At 44.7% G+C, this 20,752-nt stretch carries 17 protein-coding genes and 2 pseudogenes; 1 reads left to right on the forward strand and 18 read right to left on the reverse strand.

The genetic code is table 11. The features are described from left to right. Nucleotides 1–8 precede the first annotated feature (8 nt). The 10 genes from FNE76_RS03005 to FNE76_RS03050 form a co-directional block, all read right to left on the reverse strand. Nucleotides 9–431 carry an SMI1/KNR4 family protein gene (locus FNE76_RS03005; protein ID WP_143928369.1) on the reverse strand — a complete coding sequence of 141 codons (423 nt, stop codon included), beginning with the start codon at nt 429–431 and terminating at the stop codon, nt 9–11. Further along, entirely contained in the window at nt 340–1,419 is a 1,080-nt protein-coding gene (locus FNE76_RS03010) for an HNH endonuclease (protein WP_235852376.1), read from the reverse strand. The genes FNE76_RS03005 and FNE76_RS03010 overlap by 92 nt, the downstream gene beginning before the upstream one ends. Then, entirely contained in the window at nt 1,419–1,688 is a 270-nt protein-coding gene (locus tag FNE76_RS03015; RefSeq protein ID WP_120948035.1) for a WXG100 family type VII secretion target, read from the reverse strand. Before FNE76_RS03015 ends, FNE76_RS03010 begins: the two co-directional genes overlap by 1 nt. A gap of 49 nt (nt 1,689–1,737) precedes the next feature. After that, entirely contained in the window at nt 1,738–2,340 is a 603-nt protein-coding gene (locus FNE76_RS03020) for a hypothetical protein (protein WP_143928370.1), read from the reverse strand. Nucleotides 2,341–2,352: 12 nt separating this feature from the next. Continuing rightward, complete coding sequence (locus tag FNE76_RS03025; RefSeq protein ID WP_120948033.1) at nt 2,353–4,878, reverse strand: acetate and sugar kinases/Hsc70/actin family protein; 2,526 nt, start codon at nt 4,876–4,878, stop codon at nt 2,353–2,355. A gap of 86 nt (nt 4,879–4,964) precedes the next feature. Continuing rightward, complete coding sequence (locus FNE76_RS03030; RefSeq protein ID WP_120948032.1) at nt 4,965–5,780, reverse strand: coiled-coil domain-containing protein; 816 nt, start codon at nt 5,778–5,780, stop codon at nt 4,965–4,967. A 622-nt stretch (nt 5,781–6,402) separates the two neighbouring features. Continuing rightward, nucleotides 6,403–6,711 carry a hypothetical protein gene (locus FNE76_RS03035; RefSeq protein WP_120948030.1) on the reverse strand — a complete coding sequence of 103 codons (309 nt, stop codon included), beginning with the start codon at nt 6,709–6,711 and terminating at the stop codon, nt 6,403–6,405. Nucleotides 6,712–6,726: 15 nt separating this feature from the next. Then, nucleotides 6,727–7,500, reverse strand: coding sequence for a hypothetical protein (locus FNE76_RS03040; protein WP_120948029.1), 774 nt, complete (start codon nt 7,498–7,500; stop codon nt 6,727–6,729). After that, nucleotides 7,497–8,180 (reverse strand): ABC transporter ATP-binding protein, encoded by a 684-nt coding sequence (locus FNE76_RS03045; RefSeq protein WP_120948028.1) that lies wholly within the window; start codon nt 8,178–8,180, stop codon nt 7,497–7,499. Before FNE76_RS03045 ends, FNE76_RS03040 begins: the two co-directional genes overlap by 4 nt. A gap of 2 nt (nt 8,181–8,182) precedes the next feature. Further along, nucleotides 8,183–9,412, reverse strand: coding sequence for a hypothetical protein (locus FNE76_RS03050; RefSeq protein WP_120948027.1), 1,230 nt, complete (start codon nt 9,410–9,412; stop codon nt 8,183–8,185). 199 nt (nt 9,413–9,611) lie between these two features. Here FNE76_RS03050 and FNE76_RS03055 point away from each other — a divergent pair, with 199 nt between their 5' ends. Beyond that, the gene (locus tag FNE76_RS03055; RefSeq protein WP_120948026.1) at nt 9,612–11,516 is read left to right on the forward strand and encodes a methyl-accepting chemotaxis protein; all 1,905 of its coding nucleotides are present in this window, start codon (nt 9,612–9,614) and stop codon (nt 11,514–11,516) included. Here the strand turns inward: FNE76_RS03055 and FNE76_RS03060 are convergent, their stop codons facing one another. The 8 genes and pseudogenes from FNE76_RS03060 to rpe form a co-directional block, all read right to left on the reverse strand. After that, a complete protein-coding gene (locus FNE76_RS03060) occupies nt 11,517–13,457 on the reverse strand; it encodes a transglycosylase domain-containing protein (protein ID WP_120948062.1) in 1,941 nt (646 codons plus the stop codon). It abuts the gene before it with no gap. 5 nt (nt 13,458–13,462) lie between these two features. Continuing rightward, complete coding sequence (locus tag FNE76_RS03065) at nt 13,463–15,493, reverse strand: methyl-accepting chemotaxis protein (protein ID WP_120948025.1); 2,031 nt, start codon at nt 15,491–15,493, stop codon at nt 13,463–13,465. A gap of 27 nt (nt 15,494–15,520) precedes the next feature. Then, the gene (locus FNE76_RS03070; protein WP_328588044.1) at nt 15,521–16,027 is read right to left on the reverse strand and encodes a chemotaxis protein CheW; all 507 of its coding nucleotides are present in this window, start codon (nt 16,025–16,027) and stop codon (nt 15,521–15,523) included. Between the two features lie 10 nt (nt 16,028–16,037). Continuing rightward, a complete protein-coding gene (locus FNE76_RS03075) occupies nt 16,038–18,425 on the reverse strand; it encodes a hybrid sensor histidine kinase/response regulator (RefSeq protein ID WP_120948024.1) in 2,388 nt (795 codons plus the stop codon). 47 nt (nt 18,426–18,472) lie between these two features. Further along, nucleotides 18,473–18,859 (reverse strand): annotated as a pseudogene (locus FNE76_RS08770) (response regulator); the annotation flags it as partial. A gap of 65 nt (nt 18,860–18,924) precedes the next feature. Continuing rightward, nucleotides 18,925–19,411: pseudogene (locus FNE76_RS08775) on the reverse strand (chemotaxis protein CheW); the annotation flags it as partial. A gap of 116 nt (nt 19,412–19,527) precedes the next feature. After that, on the reverse strand, nt 19,528–20,121 hold the full coding sequence (locus FNE76_RS03085) for an exonuclease domain-containing protein (RefSeq protein WP_120948022.1): 594 nt from the start codon (nt 20,119–20,121) through the stop codon (nt 19,528–19,530). Next, the gene (rpe, locus tag FNE76_RS03090; protein ID WP_120948021.1) at nt 20,114–20,749 is read right to left on the reverse strand and encodes a ribulose-phosphate 3-epimerase; all 636 of its coding nucleotides are present in this window, start codon (nt 20,747–20,749) and stop codon (nt 20,114–20,116) included. Before rpe ends, FNE76_RS03085 begins: the two co-directional genes overlap by 8 nt. Nucleotides 20,750–20,752 lie beyond the last annotated feature (3 nt).

The raw sequence follows: 20,752 nt of genomic DNA on the forward strand, positions 1-20,752 counted from the left end.
GCGTGTCCTTAGCCCTCTAATTTTTTCATAAACATGTCCCAAACCAATAAGGGCGTTTTGGTGTAGGTGTCTGTGTCTAGGAATAAGACCTGTTGGTTGCTGGTGTCCAAGAGATAATAACCCCCATACCCATCGCTCCCAAAGACAATTTCACTCTGCCCCAAATGCTCTTTGAGACTCTCCATGAAAAACACAAAGAGGCATTTACCCTCTGTGTTGAAGTCCAGCACATTTTTAAAGCTATAGTTTTTATTGCCAATGGAGAAACTGTGTTTAGGGGGAATCGCATTGTTGTTACGCCTTAAAAAGTCAATGAATGTGGGGCTAAATTCTTGCTTGCTAAAATCTTGTGCGGCTTGCAATCCCTCCTCTTGTAAAGGGATCGCAAAATCCCAACTTAAACCTTGAGTTGTGTTGCCATTTGTTGCCATAGGGGATAACCTTTGCTGTGGGGACTTTGAGTAAAATTTCTTCACGCACAAGTTGCATGGTGCCTAGTGGTGGGTTGCCATCAAAATGCCAGAGATAACCCTTAGGGGTGATGCCCTTGTTAATCTGCGCTTTTTCTTCATCATCAAACAGATTTTGCAAAGAGGTGCGTTCTTCTAGGGCTTTTTGCAAAGCCTTGATCGCGCGGAAGTGTAACATAGATTTTTCCTCATTTAAATGTTCTAAGTCTATGGTGGTGGAAAACACTCCCGGAAAAATAGGCAAATTAAACTCACTGAAGGGGATGTCAAAATCATTTTGGGGGTTTGTGTTAAAGTCCTCTTTTTGTCCCTCTAAGAGCTCTTGGTATTTGGTGTTTGCCTCTTGGATTTGTTGCTCTCTGGCATTGGGTCTGAGCTGTTCTTGCAAAGCTTCTAGTTGTGCGGATAATTCTTGTAATTTTTGGAATTGTGGTGGGGGAATGTTGTATGCTTGCTCGATAATGCTAGCCGCCTCATTGGAACGCCGGCAGAGTTGGTTATGTTCCTCATCATAGTCCAGCAATAAGCCCTTGCTTTGTTGGTAGGCTTCCTCTAAGAGCTGACTCTCAATGCGTTTAATCTGCTCGCTGTAAATCTCTAAAGCCTGCTCAAGCAGAGCGACCTTTTCTTCCCATTGTTTGCGTTTATTAGTGGCTATGGTCAGGGCAGCTGTGGCTGTGGCTACAGCTACCATAGTCCAAGGTTCCGGGGTTAGCCATGCAAGCATAAGCAAATATTCGCGATACTCTTCAGTTTTTCTAGCATCCGCTAGCCCCACTCTAGCCTCTTCTAGAAACTTCTTGGTGTTGCGGTACTCCTCACAGATCGCTTCGTAATACTCCTGCAATTCTTGCAAAAAGTCGCGTGTTCTTTGTTGCAACGCATCTCTAAAAAGGCGCAACTGCGTAATGACTTGGCGTAGTTGCTCCGTATCGACATTAACAGGCATCAGATGCCTCCATAAGTCCTAAGTTCCTCAACCTTGCGTCTAAGCCATGCGACTTGCTCGGTCGCATCGGTATCAAAGCGTTTTAGAAACGACTCTAAATCCCGCAAGACTTCCTCAAACTCCAAATATTTTTTATCGCCCCAAGTATCTCCTAAAGAGCGAAAATGCCCATTAAGACTATTGACCATGTCGTTGAGATCGTCTAAGAATTGCTGTAAATGATTGGCAAAACCCTCAATTTCATCTGAATCGGCTCGTGCTACTGACATCAAAACTCCTTGTTTTAAATTTTCTTAAATCCCGCCCAACCACACCACTTTACACATTCTCCTCATCTACACTAGGTTTGTCATCCCCCTTAAGGGAGGCTTTAGTAGAGAGGGTGCGCTCTACAGGTGTACGCTTTTGGGTTTTTTCTCCATAGATAGCTTCTTGATGGGGTTTGAGGCTATCCTTGCTATAACCATAAAAACCCGTTGAGGGTCTTTCATCCTCAAAGGATGTTTCCTGTGGGTGTTCCAAATTGGCATTGGTGAATAAGGGGGTTGCAGAGGGCAGAGGATATAACTGACAGCCTGCAAAATCCTCAAAATTAAAACGCATGGAACAATCCCTCTCAAGGACGTCACGCACATCTGCCATGCGTGCATGATTCCAAATGCTATCCTCTAAGCGATCTTTAAAATCAGGGGTATTTAGCACGATACTATGCTTGTGGGCTTTGTTGAGCCACACAAAGGCATAGTCTTTATGCCCTTTGGGATCGATGTTAAAGACCCGCTGGAAGTCCTCCCAAAAACTCTCAGAGATGTCCTCAAAGCGTGCCTTGTTGGCTAAATTGGATGCTCTAACTTCTCCATCTTTATGTTGGAGTACGCACACGCAATTACTAGTCAGCACAAAAACATAGGTATAACGCATGCCACTCCTTTATTAATTGAGATGAGTCGCTTTATTGGCATCTAGGCGGATGATTTTCTCTGCCCAAACCAATTCGCCCTTATTGTTGAAAACGCCGATTTTAAGCGTGCTCATATCCTGAGCGCAAATTTTAAGCACATGGTCTGGGTAGGGGCGATCCAAACTCACTACACATCTTGTTGTTTGGCTGGCTGGGAGATTTCTCCCCTCAGCAAAGGCACTCGCCTTATCCGTGTAGCGGAATTCCACCTCTTGATAAGAGCCCAAATGATCCAACTCCACCCACTCCCCGATCTTGATTCGATCGCGGTGCAATTTGGGCTCAAAACGCCTTCTGCGTTCAAAGCCGATGTGGTATTTAAAGACAGGGGCTGTTTCCTCCCGCACAATCCGAATACCCCCTTTGTTGCGCTCACGCCCCTCCAAAAGCCCAAAGACCACCCCCGTTTTACAGGTTACGCGGTGTGAAGAATGGATCGCTCCATCATGTATGGGGTGCATGGGGTTTTCTTTTTTGATGATTTCATCTGCCTCAGGCGTACCCAGAGGGGGCCAGAGTTCAAAATCCATATCCGGCATCTCTTCCCCGCGTTTGCTAAGTTGGGTGTTTTTATAGGCTTGGTACTTTTCTTTTACCTTTTCAATGTGCTCTAAGAAAATAGATTTGAGCAAGGGGGAGCGGCTCGCATTCCCCCCTAAGAAAATGTGCAATTTTGTCATGCCCTCTAGTTTCTCATCCAAGAGTCGCAAGCTTGTGAAGAAGTTTTCCACCCCATCCTCAATCTCTCTTCTTAGAATGGCAAGCAGATGGGGATAGTTGATGGCTAGGTTAATGTCCCTATCCTCACCAAGCGCATCTTTTAAAGTGATGACTGGTTCTATTTTGCTCGTTTCTTGTTCTTGTAGCTCTTGATCCTCTTTTTGCAAATCTTCCGCACTCAAGTTTTCTACAAAGGGACGCAACAGGCTTACCAAATCTTGTAAATTGCGCCTACCCTCACGGGGAGCTAGAGTGATGAGATCGCCTAAGGGGGCAATGTTGAAACGCGCCGGGTCGTAATTGGGGGCTACAAAGGGGATTTTGTGTCCGCGCATCTGCTCTAGGTGATCCTCTTGAATGTAGAGTTCATAGGCTAGAAGTTCTAATAAATTCTCGCCCCCTAGCCAACGCATACCATCATGGGTTGTAAAGGGGTGGAGATCAAATTCATGGTTGGGATCACCGCTCTCTTTAAAAATCCCAAAATCAAAATCGGTTGTCCCGCCCCCAAAGTCAAAAATCCCATAGTAAATGCCCTTTTGATCCACTTTGTCATAAAACCCAAATTCTTGCAACGCGCTGATCGCATAGGCAGCCGGTTCGCTCAGGGTCAAACGCACCTGCAATTGATTTTCATCCAAGCCAGCAGGAAGAGATTTTCTCAAACCCTTTTCAAAACTCTCGCGGATTTTTAATGCCTGTTCCTCCTCGTACTTGACCGGGTAAGAGAGGAAGTATTTTAAATACACCCCCCTATTCATGTTGTTGATGTAGCGTCCTAACAGATAGGCGTAAAATTCCACCGGATTATTAAAATCACAATCCATAAAACCCTTCAAGCTCACTTCATACCCTTGTTCATCGTTGAAACGGATATTGTGATCTGCCGCGCCTGCCCATTGCTTGAGTTTGTAAAAAAAGCGGTAATAGTCATTCCCCTTGGCCTTTTTAAACTCTTCAAAAGCCCCGTGGGAAACCCCCAGATCGGCAAGTTCTGTAAAGGGGCGGTGTTCAAGTGCACCATAGTCCTCTAAAAACTTTTGGTGGTGTCTAAACTCGATAATGGTGGGGTTTTCAAACTCCCGATCACCCAAATTCCCTAGATTTTGTTCTGCGCCAATGGAGAGCAAGGTGGGGTTGCCATCTTCTAAGTAAGCTGCAATGGTGTGTTTAGTGCCAAAGTCAATGGCGACCTCTCCGGGTTTAATATCTCCCTTAGGGGTTCTGACATTCAAACGCGCATCAAATTTAAAACACAACTTCTTACCCTTGAACCCATCTTCCCTAGGGTAGAGGTCCCAATGCCCCTCGTTAAGATCATCTAGCAGGGTTTGCACATAGGGTTCAATGCCAATGGCTACATGGTCAATCTTGAGCAACCAAGGGCGTAAATCCTCCATTTTAATATGTAATTGGCTATCTTGCAACAATGCTTCAAACTCTCTAATCCAGCGTGCCGGAATAAAGGGCTTTTGGTTGCTAGAAACCAAAACAGATAATTCCTGCAGGTATTCCAAAAATTGCGGGGATCGCACACAAGAATCATCGGGCTTGAGATAACGCACGCGTCTAGCCACTGCCAACAAACGCTCTTGGTCTTTGGCAGGGAGAGTTGCAATCTTGCCCTCAAAACCATCTAATTTCCTTTGGACATCGGCTAAAATCTCTTTGGCTTTCTCATTGCCCTTTTTCTCTAAATCCCGTAGTTTTTTGGCTAAAGGGTGTCTTTCAGCAAGGGTTAATTCTTCAATGCTGGTTTTGTCTCTTTGTTCTTCCATGCTTTTTCCTTTCTTAATGGGGGTTGGAACTTTTGCACACAAATGCGCACATAAAAACGCCCGCACACGCGCTAAAACGCCCGCGATCACTGCGTTTCAACTAAGCTATATGCCACGGTGCTACCACCTATTTGGTAGCCTTGAAAGATAACCTTACAAACCTTGCCCTGCTTATTGCCCTTGCCCAATATCTCGCATTTTGCGGGGTTGTATCCATCGCCCTCTTTAATCGCTAGTCTTTGCAAACCAAGCAAATCTTGCAAAATCGCAAAGAGACGTTCAAAATAGTTACTCCAAATTGGCGCATCCGCTGTTTTCTCTTTAATGGACTTGAGAGTGTTCTCGGCTACCTTTTTCATCAGATTTTTAGGGGCTTTATAAATCTCGCTGAGCAAATCCCCGGGCGTATTTGCCACAAGCCCCAAATTAGGGTGTTCTTGGGCAAGTTTTAAAAGCTCTTGGTAAGGCTCAAAGCCTTTGAGTGTAGCCATTTGGGTCTCTAAATTTGTTATTTGCTCACCTAGCTCTTTTTCTTTTTGTAGTGCCGTTCGCTCTAGTTGGTCTTTTTCCTGCCCCAAATCCTCCAATTTCCTGCCCAAGTTCTCTACTTCTTTCTCCTCGACTTTTAATTTCTCGTCTAAGTCCGTTACTTTTTGCTTTTTATCTTCCAGTTCGCCCTGTAAGCCCAGTATTTTGTTTTCCTGCAAATCCTTTATTGTTGCGTTCTTTTCTCCTAGCTCCGTCTCTAGTTTTGTGTATTTTGCCTTCAAACCCTCAGTATCTCCAAGCTCTTTTTCTAGCCTTTTGACCTGTTGTTGCAGTGTTTTAACTGCTTTTTGTATTTCGATAACCACTTTCCCAAGCTCTTTGGGGGTGAGTTTGTCCTTTTTATCCTTGCCCATGTCCATGTCCTCTAGGTTTAGTTCTAAATCCGACGCGAGGCGATATAACTCTCTTTCAAGTCCGCTCAAGCCCTCTTGTTGTTCGGAGTGGGGTTTTTGCGCTATAAGGCTTTCAATTTGTTTTGTGGGTGTTAGTTGCGGGTCAGGGGGTGTTAAGCCAAGATGTGGGCATAGAGAAACTGCCCATTCAAGTACGCTTTTTAGCTGGTTTTGGAGATTTTCAGAGTATTTGTTGGTGCTGGCGAGCTCTCTTTGAAGGTGATCATATTCTGATGCGGCTTTGTAAGAAGACTCTTGAGCGGGGTTGTGGTGTGCAGGTGGATAAGATTTAGAGTAGTGATCTACCCCCCCCCCTCAACTTTAAAGCCCAAGTCTTTTAAACCATTGATGGATAAATTCTTAATCGTCAAGTTCTCGATAGTCAAGTTCTCGATAGTTAAACTGCCACAGGTATGCATGCAATTCCTTTATGTTTGGGCAAAACAAAGCCCCCCTAAAAAGGGGTAGCATTGTCCCTTTTTTAGGGGAGATGCTAATCTCATTTGTCTTAAAAAACACTTAACAAATCATGCACCCACGCCCTACCTTTGAGCGCAAAAAGAGAGTTTTTAAGAGACTAACCCTAACCTTGTGCCTTAGAGTGTGCCATCTCTTGGGCTTGGTTGGCGTTGTCGCAATCTTGCTTAAAAGAGTCGCTGATGTAATTGATCTTGTTTGTGGAAGTGAAAGCCTCATGGCATCTTTGGAGCATGCGTTTTCTGGATTTGGGGTGTTTGAGGTAGTGTTCCACAGAATGGACAAGGCTAAAATGGAATTCCATAGGGGCTAGGCGCTCATCGGGCGTGCCCATGCAATCTGAACTGCAATAACCACTTTGGGCGTGCAAAACCCCCACAAAAACAAGGGAGAACAATATGGTTAGAGATTTCATGGAAAATCCTTTCTCTTATTCTAATTCTAATTTATTGACAATCAGCCAACGAATCGCCCAGTAAAGCCCCAAGATTTTTAAAAACTCCGTGCCTAAAAAGATCGCTTTAATGGTGGTGGAGCTAAAGGGGCTATAAAAATTATAATAAAAAGCCATGTAGCCATCGGGCAAGACAAAATGTGAGGAATGGCTCAACAGATAGTGTTGCAAGATTTTAGAGGGGATTTCTAGCACGAGACTAAGCCCAATAAAGATCACCAAACCGGTCAGTTTGGGGAAGCGTTTGAATTTGCCCGTGTGTAGGAGGCTTAGGGTTAATAAAAACTTGAGGTATAAGAGTATGTAAAAAAGCAAGGATAACAAAATACTGGTGATAAACATCTTCTTGTCATCAATGGATAACCAAAGCCCATGTTTGGAATTTGGTACGTGCAAAACATAGGAGAGCCAAAAGGCAACGGGAATGCATGTGAGGCTTAGGATCACCCAAAAAAGATTGATGGCGATTTTGGGTAATAAAATACGATCCACTCCCAAAGGTAGGCTAAAGGTCAAATAGCCCTCCTTGCCAAATAGCTTTTGTTGGGTGGAACGCAGGGTCGCCATGAAAATAAACACCACCAATACCAAGCTCCCCAAAAAGAGCAAAAAATTTTGGAGTAAAAAAATGATGGGATCATGCCCTTGTTGCATGTTGGCTAGAAAAACCCAGCAGATCACCAAAAAGATATTCATGCCCACAATGGGGATATAACTTTCCAAAAAGTCATGTTTAAAAATTTGGATCATTTCAAATACTCCTTATAGGCACGCTCCAAGCTTCCATATTCGCCTTTAAGAGTCGCTACACGATCAAAGGCGATGATCTTGCCTTGTTTAATAAAAATCGCCCAATCCAAGTGATCTTGCACATCTAAAACCAAATGGGTGGAGAGTAAGATCGTGGCGTTATCTTGGCACTCAGCGATGATCAAGTCTAAGATTTCTTGCCGTGCGATGGGATCAACTCCGCCTAAGGGCTCATCAAAGATAAAGAGTCTAGCCCTTCTAGAGAGGGTGAGCAGGAGTTGGAGTTTTTCTTTTGTGCCCTTAGAGAGTGCTTTAAAGGGCTGTTTTAAGGGGATTTGGAAGCGATCCAATAGTTCTAAGGCTTTTTGGTGATCAAAGTCGCTAAAAAAGTCCTTGTAGAGTTGTAGCATTTGCAAAGCCTTATAGCTTTGGGGGTAACAATCTTGATCGGGCAGGTAGGCGGTGATCTTTTTGGTCTCTATGCCAATGGGGTAGTTGTCAATACGCACTTGACCTTGGTAGTTTTTAAGCATGCCCGTTAGGATTTTAATCAAGGTGGTTTTGCCCGCACCATTGGGACCTAATAATCCGATGGTTTGTGCGTTAGGGATTTGCAAATGCACGCCATTTAAAGCCACATGATGCCCGTAAAATTTGCTTAAATTTTCAATGCTGATCATGGTTAGTAGGAAAACTTGGTGAAGAGCACCAAAGAAGAATTACCAATATTGCTCACCGCCTTAGAGGAGTAGGAATAGACATACCCGATCCCAGCATCCAAAGTCATCTCCTTATAATTCCATATTTTATAATTTGTCATCAAAGAATACTCCTGATAATCCCCCCATGCGATCATCGCATCGATGCGCACCCTCTTAGTCTTCATGCCCCCGAAGACATAGCCTGTCATGGTGGCGTTGGCAAAATAAATAGCGGGCACACCAATTGAGTTGATTCCCCGCCCATAAAACTTGGTTTTGTCATTAAAGGACCAAAAATAACCCTTTTTATTAGGGGCAGGGACAGCGTAAAAACCCAACCCAAAGTTAAAGATTTTGTATAAGAAGGTCTGATCGATCATAAACAAGCCGGCTTCATTGTTGCCCACGATCGCATCTGTATCGCCATGTTGGTAAATTCCATGCAGAATAGTAAAGGATTTAAAGCCTTTGGGCAAGCTGGCTTGGTATTGGAACTTACCCCCCACTTGGAACAAGACTCCCCTAGTGGGTAAAGGGAGTTTTGAATCGATCAAGATAAAGGGGGCAACACTAAAGCCCTTGTGCTCATAGCCCATGCCAAAAGCCACCACTTCTCCCCCCACATATTTTTTCTTAGAAACGGGATCATAGGAAGCAAGGGCATTGATACCCGTAGCGATTCGCGCACCTTGTAAATCATTACCCTGATAACCATTATAGAGCATGGAGTCCATAAAAATGCCCCAATAGCGGAAATCATTGCGGTGGATAAATAGGCTCGCCCCCTGAATATTGCCCTGAATCCAATCAAAGCCTACAAAATTGGAGTTAAAACGCCCAATGGCAAATTTAAGCCGCTTGGTGTCGTATTTGACATAGGCATCTGAAATATCACCCATGCTCAAATAAGGGCGCATGTTGCTCTCTGCACTCCCTAAGACATTCCCAATGCTCACAATGGGTTGGAATTTTTTATTGCGGCTATAGACATTCCATGCCCCAATCGCCCCAATCCCAAATGCCCAACCATTATTAAAAGAAAAATTCGTGCCCACACGCGCATCAAAGCCCACATAGCTATGAGCCGAGCGTTGCAACCCTTGATTGTAGATCATGCCCAAATACCCGAAAGGATCGAGGGTGATCTTAGTGCCCACAAGGGGTAAAACTAAGAAAAAAATACTAAAAAAGCCACGCAAAAGCCACCGCATAGACACCCGCTAAAAAAAAATGCCCCCATTATATCTAAAAGTGATTAAAATAGCCCAAATAGGGCGGGTGCTGGGCTTTATTTTATTTTATTATTCAAATTTTTCAAGATATTAACAATCCAAAAATGGCATTTGTTGTATAATTTACCTCTTTGTTAAGGGTTTGCAAAAGGAGGGAGATATAACATAAGGGGATTTTGTGGGCACCAAAGAAAAAATTGGTTTAGTGCTGGCGTTGGTTTTGGCTGTGGGTTTTATTATTTTTGGGATGCGTGTGGAAAGCTTTGTGCGTAATCTTGTTACGCACAATGTCAAAGCACACTTATTGCAAATTGCCAAAGCGAACACGAGTTGGATTGCTGCGTGGAATGATGATACCCGTAAGTTATTCGATGCGGGTGCTGACCAAGTGTCAGCCATTGGGGTGGATCGCAATCTCAACGCGCTTAACCATGTACTCAAATACATCAGCCAAAATTTAGACGCTCTGCAAACCTTTGTGGGTCTTGAAGATGGGAGAATGTATTCCACACTAGGTGTACCCAAGGGCTTTGATCCTAGGGTCAGAGAATGGTACCAGCAAGCCAAAGCCCAAAGGAAGACCATTCTTTCTGAAGTTTATGCCGATGCCTTCACCAATAAGTTGGTGATCACCTATAGCGCGCCTTTAATGCGTGATGGGCATTTTGTTGGGGTTTTTGGGGCAGATATTCCTTTACATTTTTTTGAATCCTATATCAAGAAGATACATCTTGCAGATGAGGGGGATTTGGATTTGACCAATGAGAAAGGTTATGTGCTGGGTTCAAGTAATTTGGCTGTAGGGGATAGCATCGCAGGGGATAAATCGCCCATTAAGAACATCGCCCAGCAGATTTTGCAACAACAAGAAGGGGTGATTTTAGAGGTCAATAATGGCAAGGAATTTTTAGTGGTCTTCACTACAGTGCCTAGGTATAATTGGAAAATGATCGCGTATGTGCCCACTGAAGTTGCCTTTAAAAGCATTTTTGACTTGCGCAGCATCATGCTCTGGATATCTCTATCTGACTTTATTTTAACCTTGATGATCACGATCGCTTGGGTTTATTATTTGATCCGCCCTTTAGGGAGACTCCAACGCTTGAGTGCGGATCTCACCACTGGTAATCGGGATTTGACCAAACGCCTTAAATATCGGGGCCGTCAAGACAAACAGACCAAGGATGAGATCGCCCAGATTACACGCAATATTAATGTCTTTATCGAGCACATGCAAGGCGTGATGCGCCAATTTAAAGATTTTAGTGCCAGACGGGTTGAGGTTGCCTCTACACTTAAAGAGGCGACAGACAGCGTGCATGGGCGAGCCAGTCAGGCTATTGTGGTGGTTGAGGATGCGGTCGGGCGTAGTAAGGAGAACATCTCTAAGGTCTTGGCGCGGGTCAATGATGCGGGTGAAAATGAGAAACAATTAAACCAAACAGAGGAATACTTAAAAGATGTGCATGGGCAAATGAAAGCCTTAAATGTGCGCCTTAAAAGCAACGCCGAGCAAAGCGTGGAGTTTTCCCACCGCCTAGAAGAGACTTCTAAGAGCACCAATAGCATTAAAGAGGTTTTAACCATTATCGATGACATTGCTGCCCAAACCAATTTGTTAGCCCTCAATGCTGCCATTGAAGCCGCACGGGCGGGCGAGCATGGGCGCGGGTTTGCAGTGGTGGCTGATGAGGTCAGAAAATTAGCCGAAAAAACCCAAAATAGCTTGACGACCATCAATTCCACCATCAATGAAATGGTGCAAAGTGTGAATGAGATCAATTATAGCTTGGGTGAAAATGCCCAAGAATTGGTCAAAACCGCCGAATTGGCCATCAGCTTGCAAGAAGTGATGGACAAAAGCGTACAGAACATCTCAGAGGTGATCGATCGCGCCCATACAAGTGCCCAAAGTCTCCAAGAGAGCGCAAAAGATAGCGAAAATATCAACGATGAAATCAAGGAGATCAGCACTCTAGCACACCTCAAACTAGAAGATATTGAAAAAATCCGCAAAACCCGTGCCTCACTCGATCACCTCTTTGAAATTGTGGGTGCTGAGATCGACACCTTCAAGGTGTAATCAAAACATTAAAGGTTCGTTGATCTCTTGGCGAATCTCTTGGTGGGGGGTAGAACCTTGGGTGGTGTAGTAGGTCTCACCATTGATTTGTTGCTCGATCACACCCTCAGGCACCCTAAAGGCGCGTTTGAGCGAGGGGTTGATTCTTAAAGCTTGTTTCATGAAATCTGCAAAGACAGGGGCTGCCACTACACCCCCAGTCATGCCATACCCAATTTTGCTATTATCATCACGCCCATACCACACAATAGCTTGTAAGCTGGGGGTAAAACCACAAAACCAGCCATCAACATAATTATTAGATGTCCCAGTTTTGCCCGCTACCTGCATGCCCTTCACTTGGGCTTGTCGCCCTGTTCCCCTTGCCACCACTTCTTTTAAAATCGCAATGGTCAAAAACGCTTGGGCGGGTGAGAGAACAGACTTAGGGGGGGTGGTTTTTAATATTTTTTGGTTGCCATTGGCATCGGTTACACTTTCAATGAGAGTTGGTTCTAAAATATTCCCATAGCTAGAAAAAAGCGAGTATTGCATGCTAGCCTCCAAAGGCGACATGCCAAAACTCCCCAAGACAATAGACATATTTTTGGGGACATCTGTAAAACCATAGGCATCCAAGTCTCTATAGATTGTATCAAAACCGATGTATTCGGCTAGATTAATTGTGGCTAGATTGACCGAATGCACCAAAGCCTTTTTGAGTGTGATGAACCCGCTGTATTTGCGGTTATCATTTTTAGGCCGCCAGTATTTCTTTTTACCCACGCTGGTATCAAAGCTACGCGCCACATCAGGGATCAAAGAAGCACTTGAAAAACCATTGTTGAGTGCAATTTGGTAAATAAAGGGCTTGATCGCACTCCCAAATTGCCGTTTGGTTTGCGTGGCGCGGTTAAACGGGCTTTTTTGGTGATCGACCCCGCCCACCATCGCCACAATATGCCCGGTTTGGGTGTCAGTAACCACGATCGCACCATTAAGGGTATTATTTTCTTGTTCCTCTTTGAGTCTCTTAATAATGCGCTCATAACCATTACGCAAAGACTCTTGGGCAGCTTTTTGGTAATCCAAATTGAGATAGAGTTTGATTGTATAGCCTCCGGTTTTGAGATCACTCAAAGGGCTTAGAGTGCGCACCACCTCATCGACCACATAGGGTGCGCTATTTTGGGTTAAGGTGGTGTCATAGACTTTGGGCACTTGGGTTAAGGCTGTTTGCATTTGCTCCGTGCTAACCCAACCCAAATCGTGCATGCGCTTCACAATGCTATTAGCCCTTGCTAGAGAAAAATCCAACCTCCTAGTGGGGTCATAAAAAGAGGGTGCGCGGGGCAGGGCGACTAACATGCAAATCTCTTTGAGGGTGAGGGCGGATAGAGGTTTTTTAAAATAACCCAAGCTAGCCGTTTTGATGCCATAAAAACCATGTCCAAAGAAAGTTTGGTTGAAGTAGCGTTCTAAAATTTGCTCTTTGGTCAGCGTGCGTTCTAGTTTAAGCGAAAAAACAACCTCTTTAAACTTGCGGCCTAAAGTTTTTTCACGGGTTAAAAGCATGTTTTTAACCAGCTGTTGGGTGAGCGTACTCCCTCCTTCAGTGTATTTTTGGTTGCGGATATTTTTTAAAAAAGCACGCATGATCGCATCTAGGTTGATCCCATGGTGCTCAAAAAATAGCGTGTCCTCGACCGCTAGCAAAGCTTCGACCATTTTGGGCGGAATCTCAGAAAAATGGGTATAAATGCGGAACTCTTTGTTGTAGATATTAGCGACCAAACGCCCCTTAGCATCCACAATCCTAGAGGCGATCTCGGGTTTATAATCCACGACCTTGCGAATCTCATGGTCTGCCCCCACCCACAAAATGAACAGATACCCCCCGCCCAACACGCTACCTAGCGTTACGGGTAGGATAAAAAGCACCCACAGGACTTTTTTAAGAATCTGCATTAAAACTGCTTCTTGTTGGCATCGTCTAAAATGTCTTTGGAGATGCGATCGATGTTATTCCCCACTTCTAAGGAAGTATTGGCGATATTCAAGTTATTTTGCGTGTCTTGTTTGAAGGCTTCTAAGGAGTGGTTGATTCCCTCCACACTTTGACTCTGCATCTTAATCGATTCGGAAGTATCCGCAATGCTTTGCACCAACACATTAATGTTGGCCTCAATCTCGCCCAACGATTTTTGGGTGCGCTCGGCTAGTTTTCTGACCTCATCAGCCACCACCGCAAACCCGCGCCCATACTGCCCAGCCCGTGCGGCTTCAATGGCGGCATTGAGGGCTAACAAATTGGTTTGATCGGCAATATCCTTGATGATCTCCACAATGTTTCTAATATCCTGCCCTTGTTTGATCATATCCTCGCTTTTGTGGCTAATGCTAGAAATGCTATCCACAATGGACTCAATGGATTTTGAGGTCTGGTGCAAACTTTTATTTTGTTGATCGGCACTCTGAATCAAACTATCCACACAAGTTTTTAACCCCTCTGCCTCATGGCTTAGCGCATTGGCAAAATTAGAGGAGGTGCGCAACATCACCCTAATCCCATTGCTCAAAGTGTCGACGGCTTTTTCAACATTTCCCGTAGGGTTGGGGATACCCTGCCTAAAATCCAGAACCTTGAATCGCTCAAAGGCTTGGTTGATACCCTGCATGTGCGATCCGATATGCTGGCGTAAATACACGGCGACCTCATTAAAAAGCTCTTTAAGGTGCAAGAGATCAGGATTATTAGGTGTGGCGTAGATTTCTTTCGTAAAATCGCCCTCTTTAATGGAACGCACTACGCCCAACATGTCATCAATAGTTGCGTTGTCAGCTTTGGTATTTTCGTGGATTTTGGCAATGTTTTCATTGATGGCTTGTTTCATCACCCCAATTTCATCCAAGGCATATACCTTAGTGATTGGAATATTGTGCTGCCCCTTTGGGTCGTTTAAAAGCTTGAAAAACCCTAGCAAGGTCTCAGAAACCATGCGAATCCGATTGCGCACCAACAAGCGCACTAAAATATAAATGGCAATCACCAAGACCAATATGATGATGACACCCATGCTCAACACAAGATTTTGGAGATAAACAGAGGCTTGTAATACCTTGTCTTTACCGACAAAACGGGCTAACGCCCAATTAAACTTAAAATCCTCGGGACCAATTTTTTGAAAAATATCAAAGGACTTCACCACTAACAAACTGTTCTTCTTCTCGCTGAGAGAATAGTAATCAAAAACACCCGCTTTTAAAGCCTTGATAGCCTGCACCAAAGTTTTAGCTGAGGGGTCGGGATTGACATCTGCTAGAAGCTTGCCCCGAATGTTTTTATCATAGGCGATGAGCAAGTACCCATCTTGATTGAGCAAAAAGGTATCGTTTTTATTGCGCATCACCGCGTCTGTGAGGCTATCAATGCTAAAAAAGGCAGTCAAGACTCCGATTACTTTGCCGTGCTGTTTTAAGGGCACCCCTAGATCAAACCCAAAAACCGGCTTACCATCAATTTCGCGGAAGTAGGGATCGTTCTTGGCAATCCTAGAAGTCTGCAATATCCCGTCATAGAGCTTGGGGGAATAAATCTCTTCTTGATGCATCATCTCAAAAGAAGCCCCCACCATGTGCATCACAGATGAGCCTTGCGGATTACCAGGTAGAGTCAAGCTAATGAGGGTAATATTGATCGAATCGGCCAAAAAGCGTTGCATCAATTCGAGGCGTTTTTCTGGAGGGACTAAGCCCCCAGCATTAATTAAATCTTTGCTCAAACCACTCAAATGGGCAAATGAGCGGTCCATGATTCTCTGCAGGCGCATACCTCCCTCATTGACGTTGTCTTCCAATGTTTCAATGGTCTTGGTTTGAGTAACATTTTTAACTTGGATTCCCACCACAAGCCCCAAGACCAAAATCCCTAATACCACGATAATGCCCACACCGACTACAATCTTTGTGCCAATGCTTAGACGTGAAAAAGCAGACATGAACCTCCTTTGGATTAACAAGGGCTCTTAAAAGTCTTTTTTTAAGATTTCCTCAACTTTCAAAATAGAAACCAGTTTGTCCTCCCGCTTCCCAATACCAAAGATGAGTTGGTTATTCTCCAATAGGGTTTCGGGCACGGGGTCGATGTCGGATTGTTTGATGCGAATCGCCTCTGTGAGGCGGTCGATATAAAACCCCGCAATCTGGTCGTTGTGGCGCACCACCAAATAACGCATATCCTTATTGAGTTTCTCAGGGGGCAGACCAAATTTGAGACGCAAGCTAATGAGGGGGAAGACATTACCCCGCAAATTGAAGACTCCCAGCACATAGTTAGGGGTTTCAGGTACGCGGGTATAACCAATGGGCTTGACAATCTCTAAAATATTGAGAATGGGGATGGCATATTCCTCCGTCCCAATGATAAAACCGATGAATTGTAAAATCTCCTCATTGTCATCAGCCCTATTCTCGTCTTTGTTCCCCTTCTTTTGTTTCTCAAACAGCTCTTTTAGGGCCATTGCATCTTGCATGTTTTCTCCTCTAATCTAACTTAATGCTCCGTTTGACCACATTGGCCAAATACTCAGGGCTATAGGGCTTGGTGATGTATTCGGTCATCCCGCTTTCCACCCCTCTAATGCGATCGGTCTTGGTTACTCGTGAAGTGACCGCAATCAAAGGCAGGTTTTTAAATTTGTTGTATTTACGCACTTCGCTAGCAAAGGCATACCCATCCATCTTGGGCATTTCAATATCCACCAACACCGCATCGGGAACTTTGTCGGCATTTTTGACCATCTCCAAGCCCTCCACGCCATTGCTCGCCTCAATCACGGTAACGCCTAGAGACTTTAAGGATTTACGCATCATGGCGCGATCCGTGCTACTGTCATCGATGGCGAGCACAATATAATCACTGGGGTTGTTTTTGATATTGGAGTTTTGGGCTTCATCAATGAGGCTATTGACATTGACCTTCACATTTTTAGCCATTTCCATCATCGTGCCCACATCCACAATCAAGGTGATCTTACCATCCCCACGCACGGTTGCCCCAGCAATCCCCTTCGTGCTTTTGAGATAGTAGCCCAAAGATTTGATGACCACTTCCTCTTGCCCGATCAAGTAATCCACAATCACCCCGATTTTTTGATCGGCTAGCCCAATGATCACCACATAGACCTCTTTAGAATCCTCTAAGATCGCATCGACCTTAAAGATGTCCGCTAGGCGCACTAAGGACAGCACTTCATCGCGCAATCTTAAAACACTTTTGCCATCTACGCTATAAATCTCATCTTGGCTAATGCGCACGGTTTCCAGCACAGAGGAGAGGGGGATGGCATAGTATTCCTCTTGCACACCCACCAGCAAGGCTTGGATAATGGCAAGAGTTAGGGGGATTTTAAGCTTTTGGGTAGTCCTAACGCCCACTTCTGATTCTAATTCGATGATCCCATTGAGTTTTTCAATATTGGTTTTTACCACATCCATACCCACACCCCGCCCAGAAACATTGCTTAGGGTTTTGGCGGTGGAGAAGCCGGGCTTGAAGATGATATTAAGGGCTTCTTTGTCTGTCATCGTGCTAGCTTCCCTCTCGGTGATAACACCTTTTTCAATCGCCTTTTCTTTGAGTTTTTCTGGATCTAGCCCGGCCCCATCGTCTGTAATCTTAATCACAATGTGATTGCCCTCATTATAAGCACTCAACTCCACACGCCCCATTTCAGGTTTGCCTAACATCTTGCGATCTTCAGGCTTTTCAATGCCATGATCACAAGAGTTGCGGATAATGTGGATCAACGGATCGCCAATCTCCTCTACAATGGATTTATCTAGCTCGGTCTCTTCTCCATCAATGACCAATTCAATGCTCTTGCCCAATTCCCGACTCAAATCGCGCACCATGCGGGGGAATTTATTAAACACCTTGCCAATAGGTTGCATTCTTGTTTTCATCACAGCCAGCTGTAAATCGGTGGTAACTGCTGAGATGGAAGAGACCACTTGGTTTAATTCCTCTAAGAATTTTTCCCCATCATAGCGTTCCTCTACATCGCCATAAATGCGGATCAAGCGGTTTTTGCCTAACACCAATTCTCCAATGAGATTCATCAGGTGATCCAAGCGACGCACATCTACGCGCACGGTTTGTTCGACCCCAATGGCAACAGATTTGTCTTGATCTTTTTTGCTTTGAGGACCTGCTTGGGGCTTTTCTGGGGTTTTAGGGGTTTGGGGGGTTTGGGGTTTTAGAGGCTGGGGTTTGTTCTCTAGAGCCTTTTGGCCCTGTTCTTTTCTGAGTTCGGTACGGCGTTTTTTATCAGCCTCTTGGCGGAGTTTTAGTAACCGATCAATCTCTTTTTCCACCTCTTCAGTGCTCATGTTGGCATAATCAGGCTCTGGCTCACTAGCCAAAGAGGATGGCTGGGTTGCAGACTGGGCTGGAGGTGCAGGCTCTGAGGGGGGAGGAGGGGGCGGGCTAGGCTCGCTTGGAGCAGACTCTGAAGAGGGAGTTTCATCGCCACTATGTGTGGCGTGGGCGATGCTTTGGAGTTCTTTAACGATATTGGTAATATCAATGCCCGAATTGGTATCCGATCCGGTGTCGCGAATAGTTACTAAGAGTGTTTTCATCATATCCACCGATCGCAGGACGACATCCATTACATCGGGGGTGATGATGAGCTCACCCTTGCGGGCTTTGTTCAAAACATCTTCCATATTGTGGGTCAAATGGGTCAGAATATCCAAGTTGAGGAACGAACTAGAACCCTTGATGGTGTGGGCGACCCTAAAAATGCGGTTGAGCAAGTCTAAATCTTGCGGGTTGTGTTCTAACTCCACCAAATCCTGATCAAGCTGTTCGTTCATTTCGAAGGCTTCTACCAAGAAGTCTTCCATGATCTCCTTCATATCATCCATCTAAACACCCTTTCTGTCGTTTAATGTATTATACTCCAATTTGTGGGTTATCCTAAAATCTTGGCAATTTCATCAGCAAAGCGGTTGGGATCGAATTTCACCAAATAACCCTTTACCCCTAAATCTAAAGCTCTCTGTGCGCTGTAGTCATCACAAATAGAGGAGTTGAAAAGGACGGGGATATTGGCAAAACGTGGGTCTTCTTGGATTTTAGAAAAGAAATGGTAGCCATCCATCTTGGGCATCTCTACATCGGAGACAATCAGTTTTAAATGTTTACTCAAGGTCTCTTGGTATTGGTTATAGAGCATCTCTAGTTTAGCCAAACCATCTTTGCCATCCACAGCCTCTACCACCTGAAACCCTAGTTTTAAGAGAGTGTGTTTAATGATTTTGCGCGCTGCCCGACTATCATCTACAAACAAAGCGATTCCATCAAATTTCTTAGCATGTTCTTCTAGGAGGTCTTTTTTGGAAACATGGGGGATACTAAACTCAAAGTCGTTTAAAATGCTTTCCAAATCCAAAATCAAGAGAGTTTTATCCCCCTCAATTTTAGTTGTACCTGTGATCTTGTCTTGATTTGCATTGCTATGCGCACTAAAGGTAGCCGATTCAACATCACTCCAACTAATGCGCCGGATGCGCTTGGCTGCATGCACCACAAAACCCATCTTCACACTACTAAACTCGGTAATCACCACGACTTTTTCTTCAATACGCTGTTCATCCACAGTGATCCCCAGCCATGTAGAGAGATCGATTAGGGGGATAATCGTGGAGCGCAAATCAAAGACTCCCACCACATATTTTAGGTGCGTGGGGAACTCGAAAATCTCAGGCATCATGATGATCTCTTGCACCTTAGAAACATTGATCCCATAAATCCCCTCGTAGGGCTTGCCATTTTGCAACCCAAAGATCCGAAAATCCACGAGCTCGATTTCACCTAGATTTAAAGCCGTGTCTAAACTTTGTTCTGTCAAGAGCGATCCCTAATTACCTAAAATCTTACCGTGTGCATTCTACCCTATTTTATCTTATATTTGTTATTTTGGACTTGCTGGGGAGTTATTCTTGCCCAATCCAAACCCTATTTTGCTCAGTTTAATTTGCCCATGCTGTAATCCAGTAAGTCTTGGGTGGTGGTGATCTCTGCGGGCAAAGCATTCAAGCAATGCTCAAAAACCTTAAGAGCGATTAGGGCATCAGCATAGGCACGGTGGGTAATGGGGATTTTGATCCCCAAGTGGGTGTTGAGAAACTTTAAGCCATGCTTGGGACTAGGGATGCACAGACGGCTTAGATTCAAGGTGCAGAGTTGGGGGTTAAAAAGCCCCTCGCCCAAGACTTGCTGGCTGGTGCAATGGATAAAATTAAAATCAAAAGCCACATTGTGGGCAACAAAAATATGATCCTGCAAGAGGTCTTTAAACACACGCAAAACGGGGATTAAAGAGGGCGCGCCTTGTAGGTCTTCAGGTTCAATGCCGGTTAGCTCGCTGATCTTGGGCGGGATATCCTCACAAAAAACCAAACTGGCATAACTTTTTACCAGCCGCCCCTTGCCTAGTGGGGTGGGTGGGGGGGCATAGAGCAAGGCGGCAATTTCTATGATGCTGGAAGTCTCTGGTTTAGAACCAGTGGTTTCAATATCCACAAAACAATACAATGAATCGCGGTAACTTTTAGGCATCAATGGCTTGGAGGACTTGGAGGGCCTGTGCGGGGTTGTTATGGTTAAATAAGAAACTGCCCACCACCAATAAATTAGCCCCAGCTTGGCTCAATAGGCGCGCATTTTGATCGTTGATCCCCCCATCGACTTCCAGCACCCCGGCATAGTGGGGGAAGCGTTGTTTGAAATCGTGAAGTTTTTGGAGAGTGAGGGGTAAAAAGCTCTGTCCCCCAAAACCCGGATTCACACTCATGAGCAAGACTAAATCTAAATCTTGGATCACATAGTCCAATACGCTTAAGGGGGTTGCAGGGTTGAGACTCACCCCGGCTTTAATCCCTAAATCTTTAATATGATGCACCACCTTGTGTAGATGAGGCGTGCTTTCGGCATGCACGCTCAAAAAGGCAGGCTTTAAATCCTGATAAAGCGCAATACCAAAGAGGGGATCGGTTACCATCAAATGGACATCTAGGGGGATTTGCAACTTAGGGAGATTTTTGAGTACGCAAGGACCAAAAGTTAGATTAGGCACAAAATGCCCATCCATTACATCCACGTGCAAAAAATCTACCCCATGTACGCGCGTAATACTCCGTCTTAAATCTAAAAAATCCGCACTCAAAATACTAGCTGCTACTTGCATGGA

Origin of the sequence: Helicobacter mehlei (assembly GCF_007280785.1) — a bacterium.
Lineage (GTDB): Bacteria > Campylobacterota > Campylobacteria > Campylobacterales > Helicobacteraceae > Helicobacter > Helicobacter mehlei.

Excerpts from the sequence above, each read along its gene's own strand:
- FNE76_RS03045 (WP_120948028.1), bottom strand. The coding sequence starts at position 8,180 with ATGATCAGCATTGAAAATTTAAGCAAATTTTACGGGCATCATGTGGCT.
- FNE76_RS03075 (WP_120948024.1), bottom strand. The coding sequence starts at position 18,425 with ATGGATGATATGAAGGAGATCATGGAAGACTTCTTGGTAGAAGCCTTC.
- FNE76_RS03040 (WP_120948029.1), bottom strand. The coding sequence starts at position 7,500 with ATGATCCAAATTTTTAAACATGACTTTTTGGAAAGTTATATCCCCATT.
- FNE76_RS03010 (WP_235852376.1), bottom strand. The coding sequence starts at position 1,419 with ATGCCTGTTAATGTCGATACGGAGCAACTACGCCAAGTCATTACGCAG.
- FNE76_RS03030 (WP_120948032.1), bottom strand. The coding sequence starts at position 5,780 with ATGGGCAAGGATAAAAAGGACAAACTCACCCCCAAAGAGCTTGGGAAA.
- FNE76_RS03085 (WP_120948022.1), bottom strand. The coding sequence starts at position 20,121 with ATGCCTAAAAGTTACCGCGATTCATTGTATTGTTTTGTGGATATTGAA.
- FNE76_RS03015 (WP_120948035.1), bottom strand. The coding sequence starts at position 1,688 with ATGTCAGTAGCACGAGCCGATTCAGATGAAATTGAGGGTTTTGCCAAT.
- FNE76_RS03050 (WP_120948027.1), bottom strand. The coding sequence starts at position 9,412 with ATGCGGTGGCTTTTGCGTGGCTTTTTTAGTATTTTTTTCTTAGTTTTA.
- FNE76_RS03020 (WP_143928370.1), bottom strand. The coding sequence starts at position 2,340 with ATGCGTTATACCTATGTTTTTGTGCTGACTAGTAATTGCGTGTGCGTA.
- FNE76_RS03070 (WP_328588044.1), bottom strand. The coding sequence starts at position 16,027 with ATGCAAGATGCAATGGCCCTAAAAGAGCTGTTTGAGAAACAAAAGAAG.
- FNE76_RS03065 (WP_120948025.1), bottom strand. The coding sequence starts at position 15,493 with ATGTCTGCTTTTTCACGTCTAAGCATTGGCACAAAGATTGTAGTCGGT.
- FNE76_RS03025 (WP_120948033.1), bottom strand. The coding sequence starts at position 4,878 with ATGGAAGAACAAAGAGACAAAACCAGCATTGAAGAATTAACCCTTGCT.
- FNE76_RS03005 (WP_143928369.1), bottom strand. The coding sequence starts at position 431 with ATGGCAACAAATGGCAACACAACTCAAGGTTTAAGTTGGGATTTTGCG.
- rpe (WP_120948021.1), bottom strand. The coding sequence starts at position 20,749 with ATGCAAGTAGCAGCTAGTATTTTGAGTGCGGATTTTTTAGATTTAAGA.
- FNE76_RS03035 (WP_120948030.1), bottom strand. The coding sequence starts at position 6,711 with ATGAAATCTCTAACCATATTGTTCTCCCTTGTTTTTGTGGGGGTTTTG.